This window comes from Vibrio sp. 10N.239.311.G01 (assembly GCF_041465805.1).
GTDB classification, from domain to species: Bacteria; Pseudomonadota; Gammaproteobacteria; order Enterobacterales; family Vibrionaceae; genus Vibrio; species Vibrio crassostreae_C.
Window position 1 is genome coordinate 1 of the sequence record NZ_JBFSRM010000035.1, and the last position, 22,717, is coordinate 22,717.

The 22,717-nt window shown below is 45.8% G+C and carries 20 protein-coding genes; 10 read left to right on the forward strand and 10 right to left on the reverse strand.

Annotated features, from left to right (window positions below; translation table 11 throughout):
* Nucleotides 1–359: 359 nt before the first annotated feature.
* From fre to trxA, 6 genes are all read right to left on the reverse strand, one after another.
* On the reverse strand, nt 360–1,073 hold the full coding sequence (gene fre / locus AB6D06_RS20395; RefSeq protein ID WP_017059251.1) for an NAD(P)H-flavin reductase: 714 nt from the start codon (nt 1,071–1,073) through the stop codon (nt 360–362).
* A gap of 20 nt (nt 1,074–1,093) precedes the next feature.
* Nucleotides 1,094–1,363, reverse strand: a complete 270-nt coding sequence (locus AB6D06_RS20400) for a 2Fe-2S iron-sulfur cluster-binding protein (protein ID WP_008224727.1) — start codon at nt 1,361–1,363, stop codon at nt 1,094–1,096.
* Complete coding sequence (gene ubiD / locus AB6D06_RS20405; RefSeq protein WP_017059250.1) at nt 1,360–3,201, reverse strand: 4-hydroxy-3-polyprenylbenzoate decarboxylase; 1,842 nt, start codon at nt 3,199–3,201, stop codon at nt 1,360–1,362. Before ubiD ends, AB6D06_RS20400 begins: the two co-directional genes overlap by 4 nt.
* A gap of 98 nt (nt 3,202–3,299) precedes the next feature.
* A complete protein-coding gene (locus AB6D06_RS20410) occupies nt 3,300–4,295 on the reverse strand; it encodes a hypothetical protein (protein ID WP_372111636.1) in 996 nt (331 codons plus the stop codon).
* Nucleotides 4,296–4,405: 110 nt separating this feature from the next.
* Nucleotides 4,406–5,665, reverse strand: a complete 1,260-nt coding sequence (gene rho / locus AB6D06_RS20415) for a transcription termination factor Rho (protein ID WP_017062978.1) — start codon at nt 5,663–5,665, stop codon at nt 4,406–4,408.
* 200 nt (nt 5,666–5,865) lie between these two features.
* Nucleotides 5,866–6,192 carry a thioredoxin TrxA gene (gene trxA / locus AB6D06_RS20420; protein WP_010440700.1) on the reverse strand — a complete coding sequence of 109 codons (327 nt, stop codon included), beginning with the start codon at nt 6,190–6,192 and terminating at the stop codon, nt 5,866–5,868.
* Nucleotides 6,193–6,303: 111 nt separating this feature from the next.
* Here trxA and rhlB point away from each other — a divergent pair, with 111 nt between their 5' ends.
* Nucleotides 6,304–7,614, forward strand: coding sequence for an ATP-dependent RNA helicase RhlB (gene rhlB, locus AB6D06_RS20425; protein ID WP_017062979.1), 1,311 nt, complete (start codon nt 6,304–6,306; stop codon nt 7,612–7,614).
* A 6-nt stretch (nt 7,615–7,620) separates the two neighbouring features.
* On the forward strand, nt 7,621–9,114 hold the full coding sequence (gene gppA, locus AB6D06_RS20430; protein WP_017062980.1) for a guanosine-5'-triphosphate,3'-diphosphate diphosphatase: 1,494 nt from the start codon (nt 7,621–7,623) through the stop codon (nt 9,112–9,114).
* A 102-nt stretch (nt 9,115–9,216) separates the two neighbouring features.
* Here gppA and AB6D06_RS20435 read toward each other — a convergent pair whose 3' ends face one another.
* The 3 genes from AB6D06_RS20435 to recQ all read right to left on the reverse strand — a co-directional run bounded on the left by AB6D06_RS20435 (nt 9,217) and on the right by recQ (nt 12,333).
* Nucleotides 9,217–9,888: a 7-cyano-7-deazaguanine/7-aminomethyl-7-deazaguanine transporter gene (locus AB6D06_RS20435; protein ID WP_017061333.1), complete on the reverse strand. Its 672-nt coding sequence runs from the start codon at nt 9,886–9,888 to the stop codon at nt 9,217–9,219.
* A gap of 245 nt (nt 9,889–10,133) precedes the next feature.
* Nucleotides 10,134–10,445 (reverse strand): DUF3630 family protein, encoded by a 312-nt coding sequence (locus AB6D06_RS20440; protein ID WP_017061332.1) that lies wholly within the window; start codon nt 10,443–10,445, stop codon nt 10,134–10,136.
* A gap of 49 nt (nt 10,446–10,494) precedes the next feature.
* Complete coding sequence (recQ, locus tag AB6D06_RS20445) at nt 10,495–12,333, reverse strand: ATP-dependent DNA helicase RecQ (RefSeq protein ID WP_017062982.1); 1,839 nt, start codon at nt 12,331–12,333, stop codon at nt 10,495–10,497.
* Nucleotides 12,334–12,512: 179 nt separating this feature from the next.
* Between recQ and rarD the strand changes: the two genes are divergently transcribed.
* The 5 genes from rarD (at nt 12,513) to tpx (ending at nt 18,194) form a co-directional block, all read left to right on the forward strand.
* Nucleotides 12,513–13,421 (forward strand): EamA family transporter RarD, encoded by a 909-nt coding sequence (gene rarD, locus AB6D06_RS20450; protein WP_017061330.1) that lies wholly within the window; start codon nt 12,513–12,515, stop codon nt 13,419–13,421.
* Nucleotides 13,422–13,507: 86 nt separating this feature from the next.
* Entirely contained in the window at nt 13,508–14,302 is a 795-nt protein-coding gene (locus tag AB6D06_RS20455; protein WP_017065745.1) for an AraC family transcriptional regulator, read from the forward strand.
* A gap of 98 nt (nt 14,303–14,400) precedes the next feature.
* Nucleotides 14,401–15,063, forward strand: a complete 663-nt coding sequence (locus AB6D06_RS20460; RefSeq protein ID WP_017061328.1) for a LysE family translocator — start codon at nt 14,401–14,403, stop codon at nt 15,061–15,063.
* Between the two features lie 91 nt (nt 15,064–15,154).
* Entirely contained in the window at nt 15,155–16,912 is a 1,758-nt protein-coding gene (ggt, locus tag AB6D06_RS20465; protein WP_372111640.1) for a gamma-glutamyltransferase, read from the forward strand.
* Nucleotides 16,913–17,696: 784 nt separating this feature from the next.
* Nucleotides 17,697–18,194 carry a thiol peroxidase gene (gene tpx / locus AB6D06_RS20470; protein WP_372111643.1) on the forward strand — a complete coding sequence of 166 codons (498 nt, stop codon included), beginning with the start codon at nt 17,697–17,699 and terminating at the stop codon, nt 18,192–18,194.
* Between the two features lie 135 nt (nt 18,195–18,329).
* On the opposite strand, the gene uvrD is transcribed toward tpx, so the two are convergent.
* A complete protein-coding gene (gene uvrD, locus AB6D06_RS20475; RefSeq protein WP_017062987.1) occupies nt 18,330–20,504 on the reverse strand; it encodes a DNA helicase II in 2,175 nt (724 codons plus the stop codon).
* 263 nt (nt 20,505–20,767) lie between these two features.
* Between uvrD and AB6D06_RS20480 the strand changes: the two genes are divergently transcribed.
* From AB6D06_RS20480 to AB6D06_RS20490, 3 genes are all read left to right on the forward strand, one after another.
* Complete coding sequence (locus tag AB6D06_RS20480) at nt 20,768–21,028, forward strand: DUF2282 domain-containing protein (RefSeq protein ID WP_004736650.1); 261 nt, start codon at nt 20,768–20,770, stop codon at nt 21,026–21,028.
* A 64-nt stretch (nt 21,029–21,092) separates the two neighbouring features.
* On the forward strand, nt 21,093–21,953 hold the full coding sequence (locus tag AB6D06_RS20485) for a DUF692 domain-containing protein (RefSeq protein WP_372102432.1): 861 nt from the start codon (nt 21,093–21,095) through the stop codon (nt 21,951–21,953).
* Nucleotides 21,950–22,717, forward strand: a complete 768-nt coding sequence (locus AB6D06_RS20490) for a DNA-binding domain-containing protein (RefSeq protein WP_017061323.1) — start codon at nt 21,950–21,952, stop codon at nt 22,715–22,717. The genes AB6D06_RS20485 and AB6D06_RS20490 overlap by 4 nt, the downstream gene beginning before the upstream one ends.

Genomic DNA, 22,717 nt, shown 5'->3' on the forward strand with positions numbered 1-22,717 from the left:
ATATTCATCAACGAGTGCCCACACAGATTGATAGGTTTAAATTGTTAAAGAGCTTAACTTCTTGAGCGTTCCTTTTAAGTAAGGAGCCTCTCGAAGTGGACGGCCATTCTAGCGAATTAACATTCAGTGTCAAACACTTTTTGAAAATTAATTTTTTGTCGCTTTCCGTCTTACTGATTCTTGCTGAAGCCTTGTGGCGTCTGCCGTCTCAGTGGTGTCGCATTATAGGGAACCCTCTCAGCTTAGCAACTACTTTTTCATGAAAAATGAATAAATAGGGGTTAACTGCCTAATAGTTCACCTAAACGTAAAAAAGAGAGCATTTCTGCTCTCTTTTTGCTCAAAATCTAAGGGTATTGTTAGATAAATGCGTAAGCATCAGCGTACATATGGTCACGCTTTGCTTCTTTATTCTGAGTAAATAGGTCTCTTGCAGCGCCCGCCATTTCAAAACGACCTGCAATATAGATATCGAAATCAGCTAATGATTCGAAACTTTGCATAACAGCCTCAAGCACATTACCTGTTTGGCCATGCCAAACTTCCGGTGCTTCTTCTACTACCGGTACAAAGTGCACATTGCTATGCTTTTCTGCAATGCCAACCAACTCTTCTTTAGCATATAACTGGCACTCATCTTTTGCGCCCCAGTATAGGTAGATCTCTTTCGAGCTATTTTGCGCGATGCAGTGATCAAGAATAGAGCGCACGTAGCTGAAACCCGTGCCACCAGCAATAAGTAATAGAGGGCGATCGCTTTCTTCTTTGATCCAAGCATCTCCGTGTGGAGCATCAATCGCAATATCGCCATCTTCAGCTTGTGCCTTCTTCATCGCTTCAACCACTTCTAGTGCGTAAGCGTTGTGCTCGGCAGCACCAATGTGCAGCTCAAGCTCACCTTCGTGGCGGCAAGGGCTACTTGCGATAGAGAATGGGCGCTTATCTTTCTCGCCCATTTCAACCATCAGGTACTGGCCCGCTTTAAAAGCGACCGGTGTTTCTGGGTGAAGTAGGATTTGGTAAGTATTACAAGCCAAAGGCTCGATAGACTTCACTTTACATTTAATAGTCATGTTCTTCCTCTTACTAACCCTTAATCGGCAAAGGTTAGAACTAAATTACTTTCTGCAAATGCTTGGCAAGCAAAAATCCAGCCTTGTTGCTGCTCTTTCTCTGTGAGCATGGGTTCAAGGTGGTAACTCACTTGCCCTTCTAATTTTTTGCACATACACATTGCGCATGCGCCAACTTGGCAACGGTTTGGGAAATAGATATCGCTGTTGAGCGCAGCATCCAAGACCGTTTGCCCTTTTTCTACTGTGAAACTGATGTTTTCTGGGTATAAGACTACTTGGTAGCTCATGAAATTCCTAGCTGTTCCCAGATGCTATCAATCTTTTTCACAACATCAGGATCTTTTGTGATTGGTACACCCCACTCACGCAGGCATTCACCTTCCCACTTATTGGTCGCATCGAGACCCATTTTTGAGTGTCCAGTTTCGTTCTGCAGGAATAACGTATCTCTCGCCGGATCCATTCTTGTCGTTACAGCCCAAATGATGTCATTCCAATCACTCACATTGACATCGCCATCACACACGATAACAAACTTGTTCTCATCAAATTGAGACCAAACCGCTTCCATGATTTTCTTACCATTACCGGCAGCTTGCTTATCAATAGACACCACAACCATGCTGGCATTGTCGTTTTGCAGGTGAACATCAATAATTTCAGGATGAACCTTGGTTAACTCAGCCAAGCTGCCCTCAATATGTTCACTATTTACAGGTGCTGTTTGGACATCTGGCGATAACGCTAACTCTGCGTCCCACTTCTTAGTAATATCTAGACCCATCTTAGAACCTAACCCAACCACGGGTGAGGCAAAATCCAATGAATCGATCGGCGTGTTCTCTATCATCAGGCTATCGCGTGACGGATCCATATGTTCGCACATCGCTGCGGTTACTTGAGACCAATCACGTGCATTCACATCTTCATCACACACCAATACAAATTTGGTGTACATGAATTGGCGTAAGAAAGACCATACACCCATCATCACTCGCTTAGCGTGACCTGGGTATTGCTTCTTCATGGTCACGACTGCCATTCGGTACGAACAACCTTCAGGCGGTAGATAGAAATCTTCAATCTCTGGGAACTGCTTTTGAAGAATAGGCACAAACACTTCATTTAGCGCAACACCTAATACCGCTGGCTCATCAGGTGGACGGCCAGTATAGGTGCTGTGATAGATAGGGTTCTCGCGCATGGTTACATGAGTAATAGTAAACACATGGTGCTTTTCTTTCTCGTTGTAGTAACCAGTATGATCTCCGTAAGGCCCTTCATCTGCGAATTCATTCGGGTCGATGTAACCTTCCATCACGATTTCTGCACTTGCGGGAACTTCTAAGTCGTTGCTGATTGATTTAACGACCTCAGTTTTACTACCACGTAGTAAGCCTGCAAACGCGTACTCAGATAAACTATCCGGCACTGGCGTAACCGCACCAAGAATGGTGGCAGGATCAGCACCAAACGCTACCGATACTGGGAATGGTTTCCCAGGGTTAGTTTCCATCCAATCACGCAGATCCAATGCTCCACCACGGTGGGCTAACCAACGCATGATGATTTTATTCTTGCCGATCTTCTGCTGACGATAGATACCTAAGTTTTGGCGTTTCTTGTTTGGACCACGAGTAACCGTTAAACCCCATGTTAGCAATGGCGCGACATCATCAGCCCAACAGCTCATCACAGGGATTTTATCTAGGTCGACGTCATCGCCTTGCCATACCACTTGTTGGCAAGCCGCTTTGCGAAGGCGTTTAGCTGGCATGTTTAAGACTTGCTTAAACACAGGTAGTTTATCAAGAGCGTCTTTAAAGCCTTTTGGTGGCTCAGGTTCTTTTAGGTAAGCAAGCAACTTGCCCACTTCACGCAGTTCTTTGACTTCTTGACGTCCCATACCAATAGCAACCCGATTAGGTGTACCAAATAGATTGGTCAAAACGGGCATGTCATAGCCTACTGGATTTTCAAACAAAAGAGCCGGGCCACCAGCACGTAGAGTACGGTCGCTAATCTCGGTCATTTCGTAGTCTGGATCGACTGGGTGAGAAATGCGTTTCAACTGACCAATACTTTCAAGATGGTCGATAAAATCACGTAAATCTTTAAAACTCATAGGACTTCTACATGCTGATTATTCTGCGCTCAGTATATCAAAAAGGGTGACGCTGAGGTCCCCCTTTTTAGTGTGGTTATTGAGAGGCAAAATCCACTTTACGGTAATGCTTGCTCGATCAAAGAACTCTTCACCTGAGGGTTATCATTGACGAGATCTTGCAACCATCGCGTATGACCTTGTTTGGCGAGTTCACGCGCAACTAATGGTGCTTCATCAGCAATCGCAATCCTAGAGACAAGGAACAGCTTCACCTCTTCTGATAACGGGTTAACTTTGGTAAGCAAAGTAATCGCTTCATCTTTCAAACGCGGGTTCTTAGTCGCTGCCATCACCTGTTCAAGCGCGAACGTTTGTTTGGTTTCAGCAAGGCGAACTAGCTCAGCTTGGCTATGATAATCGGCCTTCATTCGCCATAGAATTTTGTAAACCTCTGGGTCTTCGCTCACTTGCGCTAATCGAACCACCACCTCAGTAGAAGGTAACCAACTAACAATAGAAGATGCGGTGAGTTGCTTAGTTAGGTAATCAACCGCTTCAGGAGACAAACTGTCTAGCTCTCTAATGAGCAACGCTTCTCGCGTTTGAACTTGATGTTCAGATCCAGATAACCACTCTTTTAGGTCGAGTTCCTGTTTCTCTGCATCTAGCACAAATACCAATGTCTTCTGATCTTGACGCCATTGTTTAATAAGGCGATTAGCAATTGAAGGGTAATTAAAGGCAGGTACCGTAAACTCATAGCCATCGCCACGTTCTAAGACTTGATAAGTGGGCGTGATAGCAAGTTGCTGCTCGATGAAGATAGACATCTTGGGTGTGAGTACGATTTTTTGCTGTTCAAGCTTCTTCAAGAGTTGGTAACGAGCCACCTCTTGCTGGGGAAATGTCAGGCGCTCAAGCGCAAAGCGTAGCGAATTGACTTCGTCACGTACGACAAGCTCTAGTAGTTCAGCAGTTTTCAGTTTTACTTGATCATTCTCAAGCCAAGACTCTACTGTAAGTGGAGACATCTCGGTGGCATAGCTCATACCAACCGGTGAAAATAACAGTGAAGTAGACAGGAGTAATGATGACAACAGTCCATGTTGCATTTTAACGTCCTTGTAACACTTTTGCTCATTCTGCAAGCTGGCGCTACAAAATGCAAATAAAAAGCGCCACCCGAGGGCAGCGCTTATTAAATACGATCAGCTAATCAATATTACTGACGACGCATTGCGTCAAAGAACTCATCGTTCGTTTTCGTCATTGCTAGCTTGTCGATAAGGAATTCCATTGCGTCGATTTCGCCCATTGGGTGAACAATCTTACGCAGGATCCACATCTTCTGTAGTTCATCGTTCTTGGTAAGAAGCTCTTCACGACGAGTACCAGAGCGGTTGAAATCAATCGCTGGGAATACGCGTTTTTCAGCAATCTTACGGTTAAGGTGCAGTTCCATGTTACCTGTACCTTTGAATTCTTCGTAGATAACTTCATCCATCTTAGAACCAGTATCAACCAGTGCTGTTGCGATGATCGTTAAGCTACCGCCTTCTTCTACGTTACGTGCCGCACCGAAGAAACGCTTTGGACGATGTAGAGCATTCGCATCAACACCACCAGTAAGAACTTTACCTGATGAAGGAATCACAGTGTTGTAAGCACGAGCTAGACGAGTAATAGAATCCAGTAGGATAACTACATCTTTCTTGTGTTCAACAAGGCGCTTCGCTTTCTCGATAACCATTTCTGCAACTTGTACGTGGCGAGATGCTGGCTCATCGAATGTTGAAGCAACTACTTCGCCTTTAACTAGACGCTGCATTTCTGTTACTTCTTCTGGACGCTCATCGATAAGTAGAACCATTAGTTCACACTCAGGATGGTTACGTGCAATGCTTTGAGCAATGTTTTGCAGAAGCATTGTCTTACCCGCTTTAGGCGGAGCAACAATCAGACCACGCTGACCTTTACCAATTGGAGATGCAAGGTCAAGAATACGAGCCGTAATATCTTCAGTCGCACCATTACCCGCTTCCATCACCATACGTTCGTTAGCGTGAAGAGGAGTAAGGTTTTCGAAAAGAATCTTGTTACGTGCGTTGTCTGGCTTGTCGTAGTTAACCGTGTTTACTTTAAGCAGTGCAAAGTAACGCTCACCGTCTTTAGGTGGACGGATTTTACCGCCAATAGAGTCACCTGTACGTAGGTTAAAACGACGAATTTGGCTTGGTGATACGTAGATATCATCTGGGCCAGCCAGGTATGAACTGTCGGCGCTACGTAGGAAACCAAAACCGTCTTGAAGAATTTCTAGAACACCATCACCAAAGATGTCTTCACCACTTTTTGCATGCGCTTTAAGGATGGAGAAGATAATGTCTTGTTTTCTTAGGCGAGCTTGATTTTCAAGACCTAAGCTTTCGCTAAGTTTAACAAGCTCAGACACAGGTCTGTTCTTCAGTTCAGTAAGATTCATAGTGGTGGAAGTTTGTTTAGTCAAAATAGGATCTGTTTTCTTAAGTTAAGAAGGATTTGGTCACAGGATCGACCAAGAAGAGAAATTCGTTCAATTAACGTGCGATAAATTAGCACTAAAACTAAGACTAGTCCATAGCTTAGAAAAAACAAAACCGCGCATTTGTTAACTGCACGGTTTCTTTTCAAATGCTGACCTGATTAAAGGTTAGCGTCTAAGAACTCTTTAAGTTGAGTTTTAGATAATGCACCAACTTTAGTCGCTGCTACGCCGCCATCTTTGAAAAGAAGTAGCGTTGGAATACCGCGAATACCAAACTTTGGTGGAGTACCAGCATTTTGGTCGATATTTAATTTACCGATTGTGAGCTTGCCTTCGTACTCGTCTGCGATTTCATCAAGAATCGGCGCAATCATTTTACATGGACCACACCATTCTGCCCAAAAATCAACAAGAACAGGGCCTGCAGCATTGATTACATCGTTATCAAAACCGTCATCAGTTAGCTGCAAAATCTTATCACTCATCTTCCACTCCAATGTATTTTTTAGAACTGGTTGGATGATAACCAGTAAATAGATGCCCTATTGGAATGTATTTACTTTCGTATTGCAAGCTTAAGCTGATATTCTATAGCAATGAAAAAGACGCATATCACAGAGCAAAAGTTCGCCGACTTGGATTTACTTCCGCAAGTCATTGAAGGATTGGAGAAAAAAGGGTTCGATTATTGTACCCCTATCCAAGCCTTGGCGCTCCCGGTACTGCTCACCGGCCAAGACATTGCAGGCCAGGCCCAAACGGGTACTGGTAAAACGCTTGCGTTTCTTACTGCTACTTTTAACCACCTGCTAAAAACATCTGAGCATGAAGGGCGTAAGCCTAACCAGCCACGTGCGATTATTATGGCACCAACGCGTGAACTCGCGATTCAGATCTACAACGATGCTGACTCTCTGGTTGAAAGCACAGGTATCAAGGCAGCACTTGCTTACGGTGGCGAAAGCTACGACAAGCAACTAGGTAAAATCGAAGAAGGCGCAGATATCTTAATTGGTACGACTGGCCGCATCATCGATTTCTACAAGCAGAAGGTATTTAACCTTAACCACATTCAAGCTGTTGTTCTTGACGAAGCTGATCGCATGTTCGATCTTGGTTTCATCAAAGACATCCGCTTCTTGTTCCGCCGTATGCCTGAGCCAAAAGATCGCCTGAACATGCTGTTCTCTGCGACATTGTCTTACCGCGTACAAGAGCTAGCGTTCGAACACATGCACAACCCAGAGCATGTTGTTGTTGAGCCAGAGCGTAAAACAGGTCACCGCATTCAGGAAGAGCTGTTCTACCCATCAAACGAACACAAAATGGCACTGCTGCAGACTCTAGTTGAAGAAGAGTGGCCAGAGCGCGCTATCATCTTCGCTAACACTAAGCACAAATGTGAGTCTGTTTGGGGTCACCTAGCTGCAGATGGTCACCGTGTTGGCCTGCTAACTGGCGATGTTCCTCAGAAGAAACGTGAAAAGATTCTTGAGCAATTCACTAAAGGTGATGTTGACCTGCTTGTCGCAACCGACGTTGCAGCACGTGGTCTACACATTCCTCAAGTAACACACGTATTCAACTTCGACCTACCTGATGACTGTGAAGATTACGTTCACCGTATCGGCCGTACAGGTCGTGCTGGTGCAAGTGGTCACTCGATCAGCTTTGCTTGTGAAGATTACGCAATCAACTTGCCACCAATCGAAGAATACATTGAGCACGCGATCCCTGTGTCTGACTACGATGCTTCTGCACTGCTAGAAGATCTACCAGCACCATTGCGCTTACGTACACGTAACCCGCAACAACGCCGCTCAAACAACAATGGCCCACGCAACGGGAACCGTAAACCAAACCAGAACCGTCGCCCACGCCAACCGCGTCATAACAAGGAAGCTTAGTCGCTTATGAGTCAAACAGTGTCACCCCCGCTTTACGCTGCAATCGACCTCGGGTCGAACAGTTTTCATATGCTCGTTGTGCGTCATATCGATGGCAGCGTACAAACCATGGCTAAAATTAAGCGCAAAGTGCGTTTAGCTGCAGGCTTAGATGAAAATAATGCGCTTAGTACAGAAGCCATGCAGCGCGGTTGGGACTGTTTGAGTCTCTTTGCAGAGCGACTTCAAGATATTCCGAAAGAAAATATCCGCATTGTCGGTACAGCGACCCTACGTACTGCTATCAATGTGGATATATTTCTAGAGAAAGCGAACCAGATCCTTGGTTACGACATCAATGTTATCTCCGGAGAAGAAGAAGCTGCGACTATCTATAAAGGCGTAGCACACACTTCTGGTGGCAGCGGCCGCCGACTGGTTGTTGATATTGGTGGCGCAAGCACCGAGATGATCATTGGTGAAGGCTTCTCAGCGAAAGCACTAACCAGCCTAAAGATGGGCTGTGTTACTTGGCTTGAGCGCCACTTTAAAAACCGCCAATTAACCGCTACCAACTTTAACAACGCCATTGAAGCGGCGAAGTCGACGTTGGCTCCTATCCTAGATAGCTACACTGATATCGGATGGGATGTGTGTGTGGGCGCCAGCGGTACCGTTCAAGCACTGCAAGAGATCATGTTGGCGCAAGGCATGGATGAAGTGATTACTCATGCCAAACTTAAGCGTCTACAGAAACAAGCGATGATTACTGAGCGCTTGGAAGAGCTAGAAATCGAAGGACTTACCCTTGAACGCGCATTAGTGTTCCCGAGTGGCCTTTCTATTCTTATTGCTATTTTTGAGCTGCTTGAAATAGATTCAATGACACTCGCAGGCGGCGCACTCCGTGAAGGCCTAGCCTACGAGATGGTTGATGAGCTTCGCCAAGAAGATATCCGAGCGCGTACCATTAAGAGTGTTCAATCACGCTACCAAATGGACGTAAGCTACGGTGAACAAGTTGCTGTAGTCGCACAAACGCTGCTAGACCAAGCGGGCGCCGAAGCGTGGGTTTCAGAACCTCAAGCTGGTGTGCTATTGCAAACGGCAGCTAAGCTTCACGAGATTGGTTTAACCATCGATTTCAAAAAAGGCGGTGAGCACAGCGCTTATCTGCTGCAAAACTTAGACCTACCTGGCTTTACTCGAGCGCAAAAGCACTACTTGGGTGAGTTAACTCGTCGCTACCGTGAACAGTTAACCTCATTACCAGAGCAACACGCTATCTCAGGCACCAGCAGCAAGCGTATTTTACGTATTCTGCGTTTGGCTATTTTGTTAACTCACCGTCGTAACCCAGCGCTAGAGCCTGAGTTCAAACTGACGACGAATGACAACAATCTAACCCTAACGCTTTCTAAGCAATGGTTAGCTGACAATCCGCTGACCGCTGCAGAGCTAGAGATCGAGTCGAATAGACAAACCGATATTGGCTGGCCATTGAATATTAAATGCCTCTGATATTAGTATCTGACGCTAGAAATTAAAAAAAGCCCAAGTTAGTAGACTAACTTGGGCTTTTTCTTATCGCTGCATTAATGCTTTGTGTTACAAATCTCAAACTTAAGCGTTCACGCCTGTCGCTTTAAAGTCAGGGTTCACTGCGGTTAGCTTTCTAACAATGTAGTTAAGAAGCACGCCGTACATAGGCACGAACAAGCCTAAGCTGATGATAAGTTTGAATCCGTAATCGACTAAGGCAATCTCAGTCCAATGCTCGGCCATAAATGGATCTGGGCTTTGGTAGAAAGCAATCGCAAAGAATGCGATGGTATCAATGGCATTACCGAATAACGTTGAGCATGTTGGGGCTACCCACCACTGTTTAAGCTGACGTAGGCGGTTAAAAACATGTACATCCAAGATCTGACCCAGTAAATAAGCCATGAAGCTCGCCGCGGCGATACGTGCAACAAACAAGTTGAACTCACCTAGTTGGCTAAAGCCTTGGAATGAACCTTCAAAGAACACCACTGACAAGAAATAAGAAACGGCCAGAGCTGGTAGCATCACTAAGAAAATGATTTTACGGGCAAGCTGCGCGCCAAAAATGCGTACGGTCAGATCGGTCGCTAGGAAGATAAACGGGAAAGTGAAAGCACCCCAAGTGGTGTGCATACCGAAGACGGTAAAAGGTAGCTGAACCAGATAGTTGCTTGACGCAATAATCACCAAATGGAACAAAACTAATAGTGCTAAGGCTTTGCGCTGTTGCGCAGGGGTAAAGTTACTCATGCTGTACCTTTTTAGTTTGGTTTGGGGGTGAGGGAACCCAAATCGAGTCATTTCTTCGAATAATCCAAGAAAGCTCTTACCAATAATGTGAATTAAAAAATGTATCTAAAAATTGCTCTGCTGAGCGGCGGGCGATTATACATTAATCAATATTGGCTGCAACGGTGAGAACAAACGCAAACGTTTATTCTCACTTTTATTGGTGAATAGCTCTAGAAGCTGTGTTTTAGAAGAGATGCCAAAAGTTAAAAACCGCGCTTGAAAAGCGTCGCGAGATAATCAAACTCTTCTCGGCTTTCTTCAGCGTTTAACGACTCAAACCAAATTGATTCACTGTAATGTTCGGACTTTAAGAACATTCGGCAATCTTCAAAATCAATCAACCAAGAATGCATATCGGCGTCCCATTGCTTTTCAACAACTGACGCTGACAACAACGCCACCAGCTTTTCACCTAGCACTTCATAAGAATCAAAATCAAAACTTGGAGACGTAATCAATAAACGCCCTTCCTCAGCTAAATACTCTCTTAAGCCAAATTCTGTTTGTGTTGTCATGTCCCTATCAACCTTATTCTTTTTCTATTAGTTAGACGTTTCTCGCAAACTAGCCGTGTGTGGTGATGTGTTCTTGAATCAGATCTAGGAATGGGTCTGCGTACTTATCGAGTTTACGTTGACCGACACCGTTGACTGCCAGCATTTCTCCGTATGAAGTAGGTAGTATTTCAGCCATATCAATCAAGGTCGCGTCACTGAATACCACATATGGTGGCAAGCCATCTTCATCAGCAATCGACTTACGCAGCTTACGCAGTTTCGCAAACAGCTTCTTATCGTAATTCTTGCTGCTTAACTTATCGGACTTAGCATTACGCACCGCTGTATCTAAACGAGGAACAGCCAATTCCAAAGACATCTCACCGCGCAGCAGCGGGCGGGCTTCTTCTGTTAGCTGTAAAGTTGAGTTACGAGTGATGTTCTGGAACAGCAAGCCTTTATGAATCAGCTGACGGAAGATACTGATCCAGTAATCATGACTGTGATCGCGGCCAATACCGTAGGTAGATAGCTTATCGTGACCATTATCACGGACACGAATATTCTGCATACCACGCATCACTTCGACTACGTAGCCCATACCAAACGACTGATTGACACGGTACACACAAGACAACGCCTTCTGCGCTTCTTTAGTCGCATCAAAATGCTTAGGTGGATCGAGGCAGATATCGCAGTTGCCACATTGCTTCTCGCGATATTCGCCAAAATAGTTAAGCAGAACCTGACGACGACACGTTTGCGCTTCAGCAAAGGCACTCATCGCATTCAGCTTGTGCATCTCAACTTGTTTCTGTGGGCCTTCTTCTTTCTCATCTAGCATACGACGCAGCCAACCCATATCAGCCGGGTCAAACAACATCATCGCTTCAGCAGGCAAACCATCACGACCTGCACGGCCTGTCTCTTGATAGTAAGACTCGATATTACGTGGGATATCAAAGTGCACCACGAAACGTACGTTGGGTTTGTTGATGCCCATACCGAAAGCCACAGTCGCGACCACGATCTGAATATCATCGCGTTGGAAGGCTTCTTGAACGTAAGCACGCTCATCGGTGTCCATACCAGCGTGATAACCCGCGGCGCGAATACCGTTATTGCACAGCTTCTCGGTCACCATCTCCACTTTCTTACGGCTACCACAGTAGATGATGCCGCAATTGCCCTTTTGTGTTTCTAGGTAGCGAACCACCTGTGACACGGGTTTGTGCTTCTCAACCAAGTTGTAGCGAATATTAGGGCGATCAAAGCTGCCTAAGTAAGTATGCGGGTCCAGGAGCTGTAAGCGCGAGATAATATCTTTGCGCGTCGCATCATCAGCGGTTGCTGTGAGCGCCATGTAAGGCACATGCGGAAAATACTGTTTAAGCTGACCTAATGATGCGTATTCAGGGCGGAAGTCGTGACCCCATTGAGAGATACAGTGCGCTTCATCGACTGCAATCATCGAAAGCGGTAAACCTTGAAGACGCTCGATAAAATCACGCATCAACACACGCTCTGGTGACACATACACCATTTTCAGCTGACCTGAGTTCATACGATTGAACACATTCAGCAATTGGTCACGTGGCATTGAAGAGTTAATACACTCAGCGGCAACACCATTGGCCTTCAATTGGTCGACTTGGTCTTTCATCAACGAGATCAGCGGTGAGATAACCAGAGTCAGCCCTTCACGAACCAAAGCCGGAATTTGGTAACACAGAGATTTACCACCACCGGTTGGCATAATCACCAAGCTGTCTTTGCCTTCAACGGCCAAATCAATGACCTCTTGCTGACCATCGCGAAAGCTTTGATAGCCGAACACATCTTGCAAGATGGTTTGCGCATCATTCGCGGGAGTTGGTATTTGCTCAGCAATCAGAGTGGCGGTCATTGTGGTTCCTAATCGAGGTATGAAATCAGCAAGCATCTTCGGCAAGCAAGTCGCACATTGTAGAGGGGAACGCTGGCGAATTAAACCGCAAATTGTTAGGTGAAAAAGGTTATCGCTCCTATACTGACCAACTCTCTTATAAATCTTATTAATAAGCACTCAGTGCTAGAGAAAGATGCATGACACAGGAAGAACAACAACGTACGCGCCAAGGAGTTTTGCTTGCCGTCGGCGCCTACACAATGTGGGGTATCGCCCCTATATATTTCAAATCTTTAAGTGACGTTTCCCCGTTAGAGATCCTCAGCCACCGTGTCGTATGGTCTTTTTTCCTACTCGCTTTCTTACTACACATTGGCCGCAGCTGGCGTAAAGTTCGTGACACCCTGACCTCAAAACCAAAAATGCTCTATTTGGTAGCGACGTCTATTTTGGTGGGTGCAAATTGGCTGATCTTTATCTGGGCGGTGAACTCCAATCACATGCTCGATGCCAGTTTGGGGTATTACATCAACCCGCTGATTAACGTATTGCTCGGAATGCTCTTCCTCGGTGAGCGCTTACGTAAGCTGCAATGGTTTGCTGTAGCTCTTGCTGCGATTGGCGTATTAATCCAATTGATTGCCTTCGGCTCAGTACCGATCGTCGCCATTGCCCTAGCCTTTAGCTTTGGTTTTTATGGCTTGCTGCGTAAGAAAGTCAGCTTAGAAGCGCAAACGGGTCTGTTCATTGAAACTCTGGTGATGCTGCCTCTCGCCGCAACCTACTTACTGTTTATTGCCGATAGCCCGACCTCAAACTTATCGATGAACCCGATGCAACTCAACCTGTTATTGGTTGCTGCCGGTGTGATCACCACGGTTCCATTACTGTGTTTTACTGGCGCTGCAACTCGCTTGAAGCTATCGACACTCGGTTTCTTCCAGTACATCGGTCCAAGTTTGATGTTCTTACTGGCGGTTCTGATTTACGGTGAAGCCTTTACCTCAGATAAAGCGATTACCTTTGCTTTCATATGGGGAGCACTGGTTATTTTCAGCTTTGATGGCCTGCGTAACAACAAGAAGAACAAACGCGCGAAACAGTGATATTGATCGTTTTTTACAAGACAATCCCTTAATACGCAGATAAGCTTGGTTGAATTGATGACTATTTGACCAAGCTTTTTTGTACCATGGATAAAGTCCACTACTACTCTACCCCAACAGAAGATATCAGCCTGATCCAAGCTCAATACCAAGAGTTTGCTTTTCAGCGTCACTATCATTTGGACTTTCACATCGGCTTAATTACCCAAGGGCAGCAAAAATTCGCCTATAAAGGGGCGAGCCACCATGTCGGTGCAGGCCAAGTGGTTATCATGCCACCTGATGAGCTGCATGATGGGCACTCCAAACTCGATTCAGGTTATCAAGTCAGTGTGTTTGCAGTTTCTCCTCAATGGTTTCAAGATCTTGCCGATCCCAAGCAAAATGGTCACACATTAGGCTTTTCTGAGTTGATCCTCTCCGATCAAGCTGCGTTTTTACAATTACGCAACTTACACGGCCTGTTAATCAATCAAAGCATCAGCCAACTCGCTCAAGATTGCTTACCATTCGAGGGGTTCTCAACGATTGTCGATCGTTATGCAAAATTTGGATCGAAGAGTGACATCAAACTGGGTAATCAATCGATTAATACACTCAAAGACTATTTGATGGCGAATTTGGACCAGCCAGTGCGATTAGAACAACTGTCTGAGCTGTGCGGCTTAACCACAACTCAATTCCAACGCCACTTTAAGAACAGAATGGGCATCACCCCTTACGCGTGGCTGAGCCGTTTACGTATGGAACAGAGCATGCGCCTGATTAAATCTGGGATCTGTGGTACTAAAGTCGCGCACCAAGTAGGCTTCTATGATCAAGCACACTTCTCCAAGGCATTCAAAACCACATTCGGCGTACCACCCTCACAAATCAACTAAGTGTTGATAATTTACAATTGCTCGATTTCAAATCGCGGTAAGCTACGCTCAATACGATTACTTATTTAATAATAGCGGCAACGTTATTGAGAACTGACATGAACGAAGTCACCATACTGATCACCCTCGCCTCTATCCATTTCATCGCTTTGATGAGCCCCGGCCCTGACTTTGCGTTAGTCGTGCAAAATGCGACACGCCACGGCAGACAAACAGGCTTGTACATTGCGCTTGGTTTATCTTGCGGGATCTTACTGCATTCGTTGCTCAGCCTGACGGGAATCAGTTACCTAGTCCACCAGCAACCAACCCTATTTGCCATTATCCAGTTGGCTGGCGGTAGCTACTTGCTGTACTTAGGCTACGGTGCACTTAAAGCAACCTGGCAAATCATTCAGAACCACGACGATGACGACGATACCGTCAATGCCAAAGATCTGATTCTGACCAACAAGCGTCAGGCATTTTCGAAAGGGTTTGCGACCAATATTCTCAACCCAAAAGCTTTGGTGTTCTTTATTAGCTTGATGTCGAGCTTAGTGCCTGCCGACATGTCTCTATCAGGTAAAGGCTTTGCGCTTATTATCTTGTTTGGTCTGTCTCTGTTTTGGTTTTCACTACTGGCGTGGATGCTTTCGACTAAGGCTCTACAGAAGAAACTTAGCGAAGCAACGGTATACATCGATGGCTTATGTGGCGTGGTATTCAGCCTGATTGGCGCGAGTATTCTTTGGCAGTCGCTGTCCGGTTTAATCGCTTAAATTCGAATCAAGATTACAATTCGTTAACAACGCACTGGCTATCTAATCTTTCCGCTGCCAATCTAGCTCTGCATATTAAAAGGAGAAGATCATGCAGTGGAAAACAAAACTAACAACCCTCGCCACTTCTACCCTACTTTTTGCCTCTCACGTCAGTTGGGCAAATCAAGCTGCCGATTCCGTCGCACCCGAACAAAGTAGTGGTTTAGAAACCAAACAACTCGTTAAAGCCAACGATTGGATGGTCACCGCAGCCAACCCTCTTGCAACACAAGCCGGTGCTGATGTACTTGCCCGTGGTGGTAACGCAATTGACGCCATGGTTGCCATGCAGCTTATGCTTGGCTTAGTGGAACCTCAGTCATCAGGTATTGGTGGCGGCGCGTTCCTTGTCTATTTTGATGGCAAAGACAAACAGCTCAAGACCTACGATGGCCGTGAAACTGCGCCACTTGATGCCACCCCACGTCTATTCCAAGACGAAAACGGACAACCGCTTAAATTCTATGATGCCGTGGTTGGCGGTCGTTCTGTTGCCACGCCGGGCACGGTGCAATTGCTGTGGGACACTCACCAGAAATACGGCAAGCTCGAATGGGCATCACTGATTAAACCTATCGCTCAGTTAGCTGAAGAAGGTTTTACTATCAGCCCACGTTTAGCCACCTTGATCGAAAACGACCAAGAACGTCTGAGCCGCTTTGCGACAACTAAAGCCTACTTCTTCAATGCCGATGGCAGCCCGAAAGCCGCTGGCACGCAACTTAAGAACCCTGAATACGCGGCAACGTTACACGCTATCTCGAAGGATGGTGCTAAAGCTTTCTACCAAGGTGAGATTTCTGCCGACATCATTAACACAGTACAAACAGCGAAAGGTAACCCGGGCGTATTGGCACAGAAAGATTTCGACGCCTATTCGATCAAGCAGCGCGAACCGGTTTGTTCTGCTTATGAAAGCTACGATATTTGCGGAATGGGGCCACCAAGCTCTGGTGCGTTAACGGTTGGACAAATCCTTGCAATGACTGAGCAGTTTGACCTCAAATCATGGGGGCCAAACGACGCAAAATCTTGGCAAGTGTTAGCAGACGCTTCTCGCTTAGCCTTTGCAGACCGTGGTATGTACATGGCAGACCAAGATTATGTGCCTATGCCAACCCAAGGGTTAGTGAATACTGACTATTTGCAGGAGCGTGCTCAGTTAATTACCGCAGGTAAGGCATTAGACAGCGCACCTTCAGGCACCCCACCGTGGGATCATGCGATGCAGAGAAGCCAAGATGTTTCTATTGAGTTGCCGTCCACCAGCCACTTCAACATTGTCGATAGTGATGGCAATGTCGTATCGATGACCACCACCATCGAGAACGCATTTGGCTCACGCCTGATGGTAAGAGGATTCCTACTCAACAACGAACTGACCGACTTCTCATTCAAGACTCATAACGATGGCAAGCCTATCGCGAACCGACTTGAACCAGGTAAGCGTCCACGTTCTTCAATGGCGCCGACCATTATCATGCAAGACGATAAACCTTACATGGCAATTGGCTCTCCGGGAGGCAGCCGTATCATCGGTTATGTGGCACAAGCGATCATTGCTCACACCCAATGGGACATGGATATCCAACAAGCGATCAACCAACCACACTTCCTAAATCGCTTCGGTACCTTAGATTTGGAAAAAGGAACATCAGCGGAAAACTTCAAACCTGAGCTAGAAAAGATGGGATTTGAGGTCAACGTTCGCGATCTTAACTCGGGTTTACACGCTATTCGCATCACAAAAGATGGTCTAGAAGGTGCTGCAGACCCTCGTCGTGAAGGTGCAGCCATTGGTCAGTAGGGAATAATCCTCCCTTTTTACTCGCTGCCTTGTGCGAGATCTCTCACAAGGTAGTGAGTAAATATCGATATTTGATGACGAAATTAATCACCTCGACATCGTAACCAATTGAAATTAAAAGATACGTACATTTATCGTTCAAATAATTATATAGAAATTCGCTTATGCACCATTGCTGATAAATAAGGAATCGGTAATATGAATGGTGTCGGAAGGATGCTGACACGGAACAGGAAACGCCAAGGACTTGGTTATCTTCAGGATGAAGATTCGATTACTCAGGATGAATAATCGGCATGGATAGCGAAATGGACATTGAATGGACGCAATAGTAACTAGGATGGTTGCTACTAAGGAAAGACAATGGACACCTCTGGACGAGGAAAGGACTGAACATCAGGATGATGTAAAGGACACCGCTCAAGGAACAAGTGACGCGCGCTAACGAGGATTGTTGGCAGATCAGGATAAGATCAAGGACACCGCTAGGAAGGCGACGAAAGGAATACGCTGAAGGATAACAGCACACTATCATGGATTTGATGCATGGAGCACACTTAGTAGCCGGATTGCTGCGAGTAAGACTATAGACCCCGATGAGCGCAAGCTCTCGGGGTTTTTCTTTATCTGTCGTTTCACTTATTCCTCTCTCAAACAAATAAATCAAAGACCTTTAATTACAATTCTGACATTTAAAGCATTCACTTCTTAACCACTTCCGAGTAACGTAAGTCTTACTAGGCTCAACTAGTTTCATAACCATAATTAAACTAAGGACAAATTCATGTCACACGTTACCTTCAAAGGCGCTGCTGTACCACTAACAGGCACATTCCCACAAACTGGCGAACAAGCACCAAGCTTTGCACTGACTGCAGGCGACCTTTCTGAACTGACTCTTGCTTCTCTTGAAGGCAAGAAAGTGGTTCTAAACATCTTCCCAAGTATCGACACAGCAACTTGTGCAACGAGCGTACGTACGTTCAACGCAAAAGCAGCAGAACTTGAGAACACGGTTGTTGTTTGTATTTCTGCTGACCTACCGTTTGCTGCGGGCCGCTTCTGTGAACTAGAAAGCATTGAAGGCGTTCAACACGCTTCAACTTTCCGTTCTCCTACATTCACATCAGACTACGGCGTAGCGATCGCTGAAGGCCCACTATCAGGCCTAACAACACGTGCCGTTGTCGTTGTTGATGAAAAAGGTGTGGTGACACACAGCGAGTTGGTTGCAGAGATCACTGAAGAGCCAAACTACGAAGCGGCACTTGCAGCACTGTAAGTCTCACTTTGAGGCAACAATGTCTTCAGCTCGTATTAACCTAATTTAGGTCGGTACAAAGTAATAAAAAGAGCAGCCATTGGCTGCTCTTTCTGTTTTTAATAATGAACGATTTTTAGATACCGAAGTAGCAGATTACAACTGTTCTAAACGAGCGTAAGCCGTTACTAACCACTTGATGCCTTCACCGTTAAACGCGACTTGAACTCGGCTCTGCGGGCCACTTCCCTCGAAGTTGATGATAGTGCCTTCACCAAACTTAGGGTGCTTAACGCGAGAACCCAAACTAAAGCCTGTTTCGTTAAAGTTCTCTTTCACGGCGGTTTGGCTAAAGCGGCCACTGCTAGCAGGACGACTCACTTGCGCTTTCATACGAACCTCATCCAGACAGGTTTCTGGTAGTTCACGAATAAAACGAGATGGCTTGTGGTACTTGTCTTGACCATACAAACGACGCATTTCAGCATAAGTGATGTAGAGCTTCTCCATCGCACGGGTCATACCGACATAGCACAGGCGACGCTCTTCTTCTAAACGCCCCGCTTCTTCGGCCGACATCTGGCTTGGGAACATGCCTTCTTCGACACCCACCATAAACACCATTGGAAACTCTAGGCCTTTAGCACTGTGCAAAGTCATTAACTGAACCGCATCGTCAAACTCATCGGCCTGACCTTCACCCGCTTCCAAAGCTGCGTGAGTTAAGAACGCCGTCAGCATGCTCATCTCATCCGCTTCTTCCGGCTTTTCAAACTGGCGCGTTGCCGTTACCAATTCTTCCAAGTTCTCGATACGTGCCTTCGACTTCTCACCCTTCTCTTGCTCGTACATAGCAAACAGACCCGACGATTTAATCACGTGGTCGGTTTGTTCATGCAGGCTAAGTTCCAACGTGTCATCTTCAAGCGCATTAATCAGCTCGATAAAACGACTTAATGCGCCCGCAGCACGACCGGGTAGCACTTGCTCTTCTATCAAAGCAACACTGGCTTCCCACATGGTTGCACCACGATCACGAGCAGCAAGACGAATCGTTTCTAACGTTTTATCACCCAAGCCACGCGTTGGCGTATTAACCACACGTTCAAACGCGGCATCATTATTGCGGTTGCTCATGAGGCGCATGTAGCTCAAGGCGTCTCTGATTTCTTGACGCTCGAAGAATCGCATGCCACCGTAGATTCGGTAAGGCAGGCCACCTTGGATAAGCGCTTCTTCAAGCACACGAGATTGGGCGTTATTACGATAAAGCATCGCGGTATCTTCTAACGCACCGCCTTTCTCTTGCCACTCTTTGATTTTGCTGACCGTGAAACGCGCTTCATCTAACTCGTTATAAGCTGAGTAAACTGAGATTGGCTCGCCATCGTTGCCATCAGTCCACAGCTCTTTACCCATACGCTCAGTGTTGTTCGAGATAAGCTCGTTCGACGCCTGAAGAATGGTTTTGGTTGAACGGTAGTTTTGTTCGAGTCGAACCGTTGAAGCACCTGGGAATTCATCCAAGAACTTCTGAATATTTTCAATTTTAGCGCCACGCCAGCCATAGATAGATTGGTCATCATCACCCACGATCATCACGCGACAATCCGGGCCCGCCATCATACGTAACCAAGCGTATTGGATGTTGTTGGTATCTTGGAATTCGTCGACAAGAATGTGCTTAAAGCGAGCTTGGTAGTGCTCGCGGATGTGTTTCTTATCGCGCAATAGCTCATGCGATCGCAACAAGATTTCAGCAAAGTCGACCAAGCCAGCACGATCACATGCCTCTTGGTAAGCAGAGTAAATCTTTAACCACGTTTGAGTTATTGGATCATGGTAGGCGTCAATGTGACTTGGGCGCAGCCCTTCGTCTTTCTTGCCATTGATCCACCAAGAAGCTTGCTTGGCAGGCCACTGCTTTTCATCAAGGTTTTGCGCCTTGATTAAGCGACGCAGCAAACGAATCTGATCATCTGAATCAATGATCTGGAAGTCTTCTGGCAGTTTTGCATCTAGGTAGTGAGCACGAAGGATGCGGTGACAGATACCGTGGAAGGTGCCGTTCCACATGCCCGACGAGCTACCCATCATCAACTCTTCAATACGACCACGCATCTCTGCTGCCGCTTTGTTGGTGAAGGTAACCGACATGATAGAGAACGGTGATGCTTGCTCTACGCTTTGTAACCAAGCGATACGATGCACCAATACTCGCGTTTTACCACTGCCAGCACCTGCCAGAATAAGTAGGTTTTCTAAAGGTGCTGCGACCGCCTCACGTTGTTTGTCGTTTAGGCCATCGAGTAAAAGCGAAGGATCTATCATTGAATATGCTCACTACTGGGTATTTATACATAAAAGTTGATTATAACCTAAACACTAGGCTGCGTTTAGGATAATAAGAAGAAAAAACATTCAAAAATTAACATCGTAAAATCAGCAACTTAAAAGGTAACTCATCATTAATATTGATATTTCTTATAATGTCGTGAAATTATTTCCTAGTTCTTCCTATCCTTTTTAGTAAGCAAGTTAACAATCCATTAACCTGCGATATAAAATACTATTAAGTCCTAGAGGGAATGACTATGAAAAATTCTAATCTTGCTGTTACAGCTGCAATCACAAGTGTACTAGCGTTCGGCGGTGCAGTTCTTACATCAGCACCTGCGGAAGCAGCAGCAAAAGAAAAATGCTACGGCGTGGCAAAAGCTGGCCAAAATGATTGTGCAACCAAAACAAGCTCATGTGCGGGTACAGCAAAAGAAGACAACCAATCCGATGCGTTCGTAGTCGTACCTAAAGGGCTATGTGGCAAATTATCAGGTGGTAACACTCAATCATCATAATTGAGCTGCTTAGTATGGTGAGCTGACATTCAGCTCACCTCCACTTCTTGTTAGGAGAATCGTTGTGACTCAAACTCTTCACCCCTACGCAGGGGTTGGCCTTAGAACACCGCACTTGGACTTCTTTAGCCAAAATCCAGCCTTAGTAAGTTGGTTAGAAGTTCACAGCGAGAACTACTTCTTAGCTCAATCACCGCAACGACAACAACTCAGAGAAATTCGTCACGCACACAACATCAGTTGTCACGGTGTTGGGTTGTCGCTAGGTTCTGTTGAGCGCATCAATCAACATCATCTTGTGCAATTAAAAGAGCTCATTGATGATATCGAACCCTTCTTGGTTTCTGATCATCTCAGTTGGAGTCAGACAAGTGGTCATTATTTCAATGACTTGCTACCGCTGCCTTACACAGAAGAAGCATTGGAAGTCTTCTGTCGTAATGTCATCGAGGTTCAAGACAGCTTGCAACGCCCGATGTTGATTGAGAACCCATCGAGCTACCTATCCTTCAAGCATTCTACTATTCCTGAGTGGGAGTTTTTGGCTGAGGTACAAAAGCGTACTGAGTGTCGCCTACTGCTCGATTTCAATAATATTTTCGTCTCATCTTTTAATCATGGCTTTAGTTGTGAAGAGTACTTAAACGGAATACCAGCAGACAAAGTTGAAGAGATTCACTTGGCAGGTTTTACCAAAAAGAAGCTTGAACAAGGTGAGATCTGGATAGACACACACAGTAAACCTGTCTGTGACGAAGTGTGGAAACTCTACACTGACTGGGTTGCACAACATGGTTTGCGCCATACCTTGATTGAGTGGGATCTCGATATCCCAGAGCCACAAGTTTTATTGGCTGAAGCAACCAAAGCCAGTGATATCTTGTATCAACACGACAAGTTCAACCAAAGGAGTCGCGCCTCATGAGCCACTCCCTAGCAGAGGTTCAATTGGAGTTTGCTAACGCCCTACGCTATCAAAACAATGGTGAGTACTGCGACATAGTGAGCGACCATTTTACCGATGAACAACGCATCCAGATTTACCGTAATAACTTTGTGATCAGCTTGAGCGAAGTTCTGGCAGCAACCTACCCACTCACTGAAATGTTGGTTGGTGAAGAGTGCTTCCAACAGATGGCTCGTCAACATGTCTTACATTATCCATCGACCTCTGGTGATGTCAGTGGTTACGGTGAACACTTTGAACAGACTATCCAAGCCTTTCCTGCCGTTATTGAGGCTGCACCTTATCTCGGTGAAGTGGCTTTGTATGAATGGCAGAAAGATAGCTTGGTAAGGTTTTCGTCACAAGCACATGTCGACCAGAGACCTCTTTCTTGCCTTGCAGATGTACCACAAGAGCAACAAGGCGCTTTAGTCTTTCATCTCAAAGATTCAATAACACTGATTCATTCTAGTTACACGATTATCGCGCTTGAACACGCCATCTATCAGCAGCAACTTGATGGGCTAGACATCAACCAAGCTGAATTTGGGGTGTTAATCCGAGCTGAGAATTCACAGGTTGAGAGCCATAGTTTGAGTGAAGAGAGCCACCAACTCCTCACTGAATTGCAATCAGGTCGAACACTCTCAGCAATCGATCCTTTATTACTACAACATCTGAATACTGTTATGGCGCTAAACGTCATCTCAGGTTTTTCAATCAATGCCGAATTGGAGGCATAA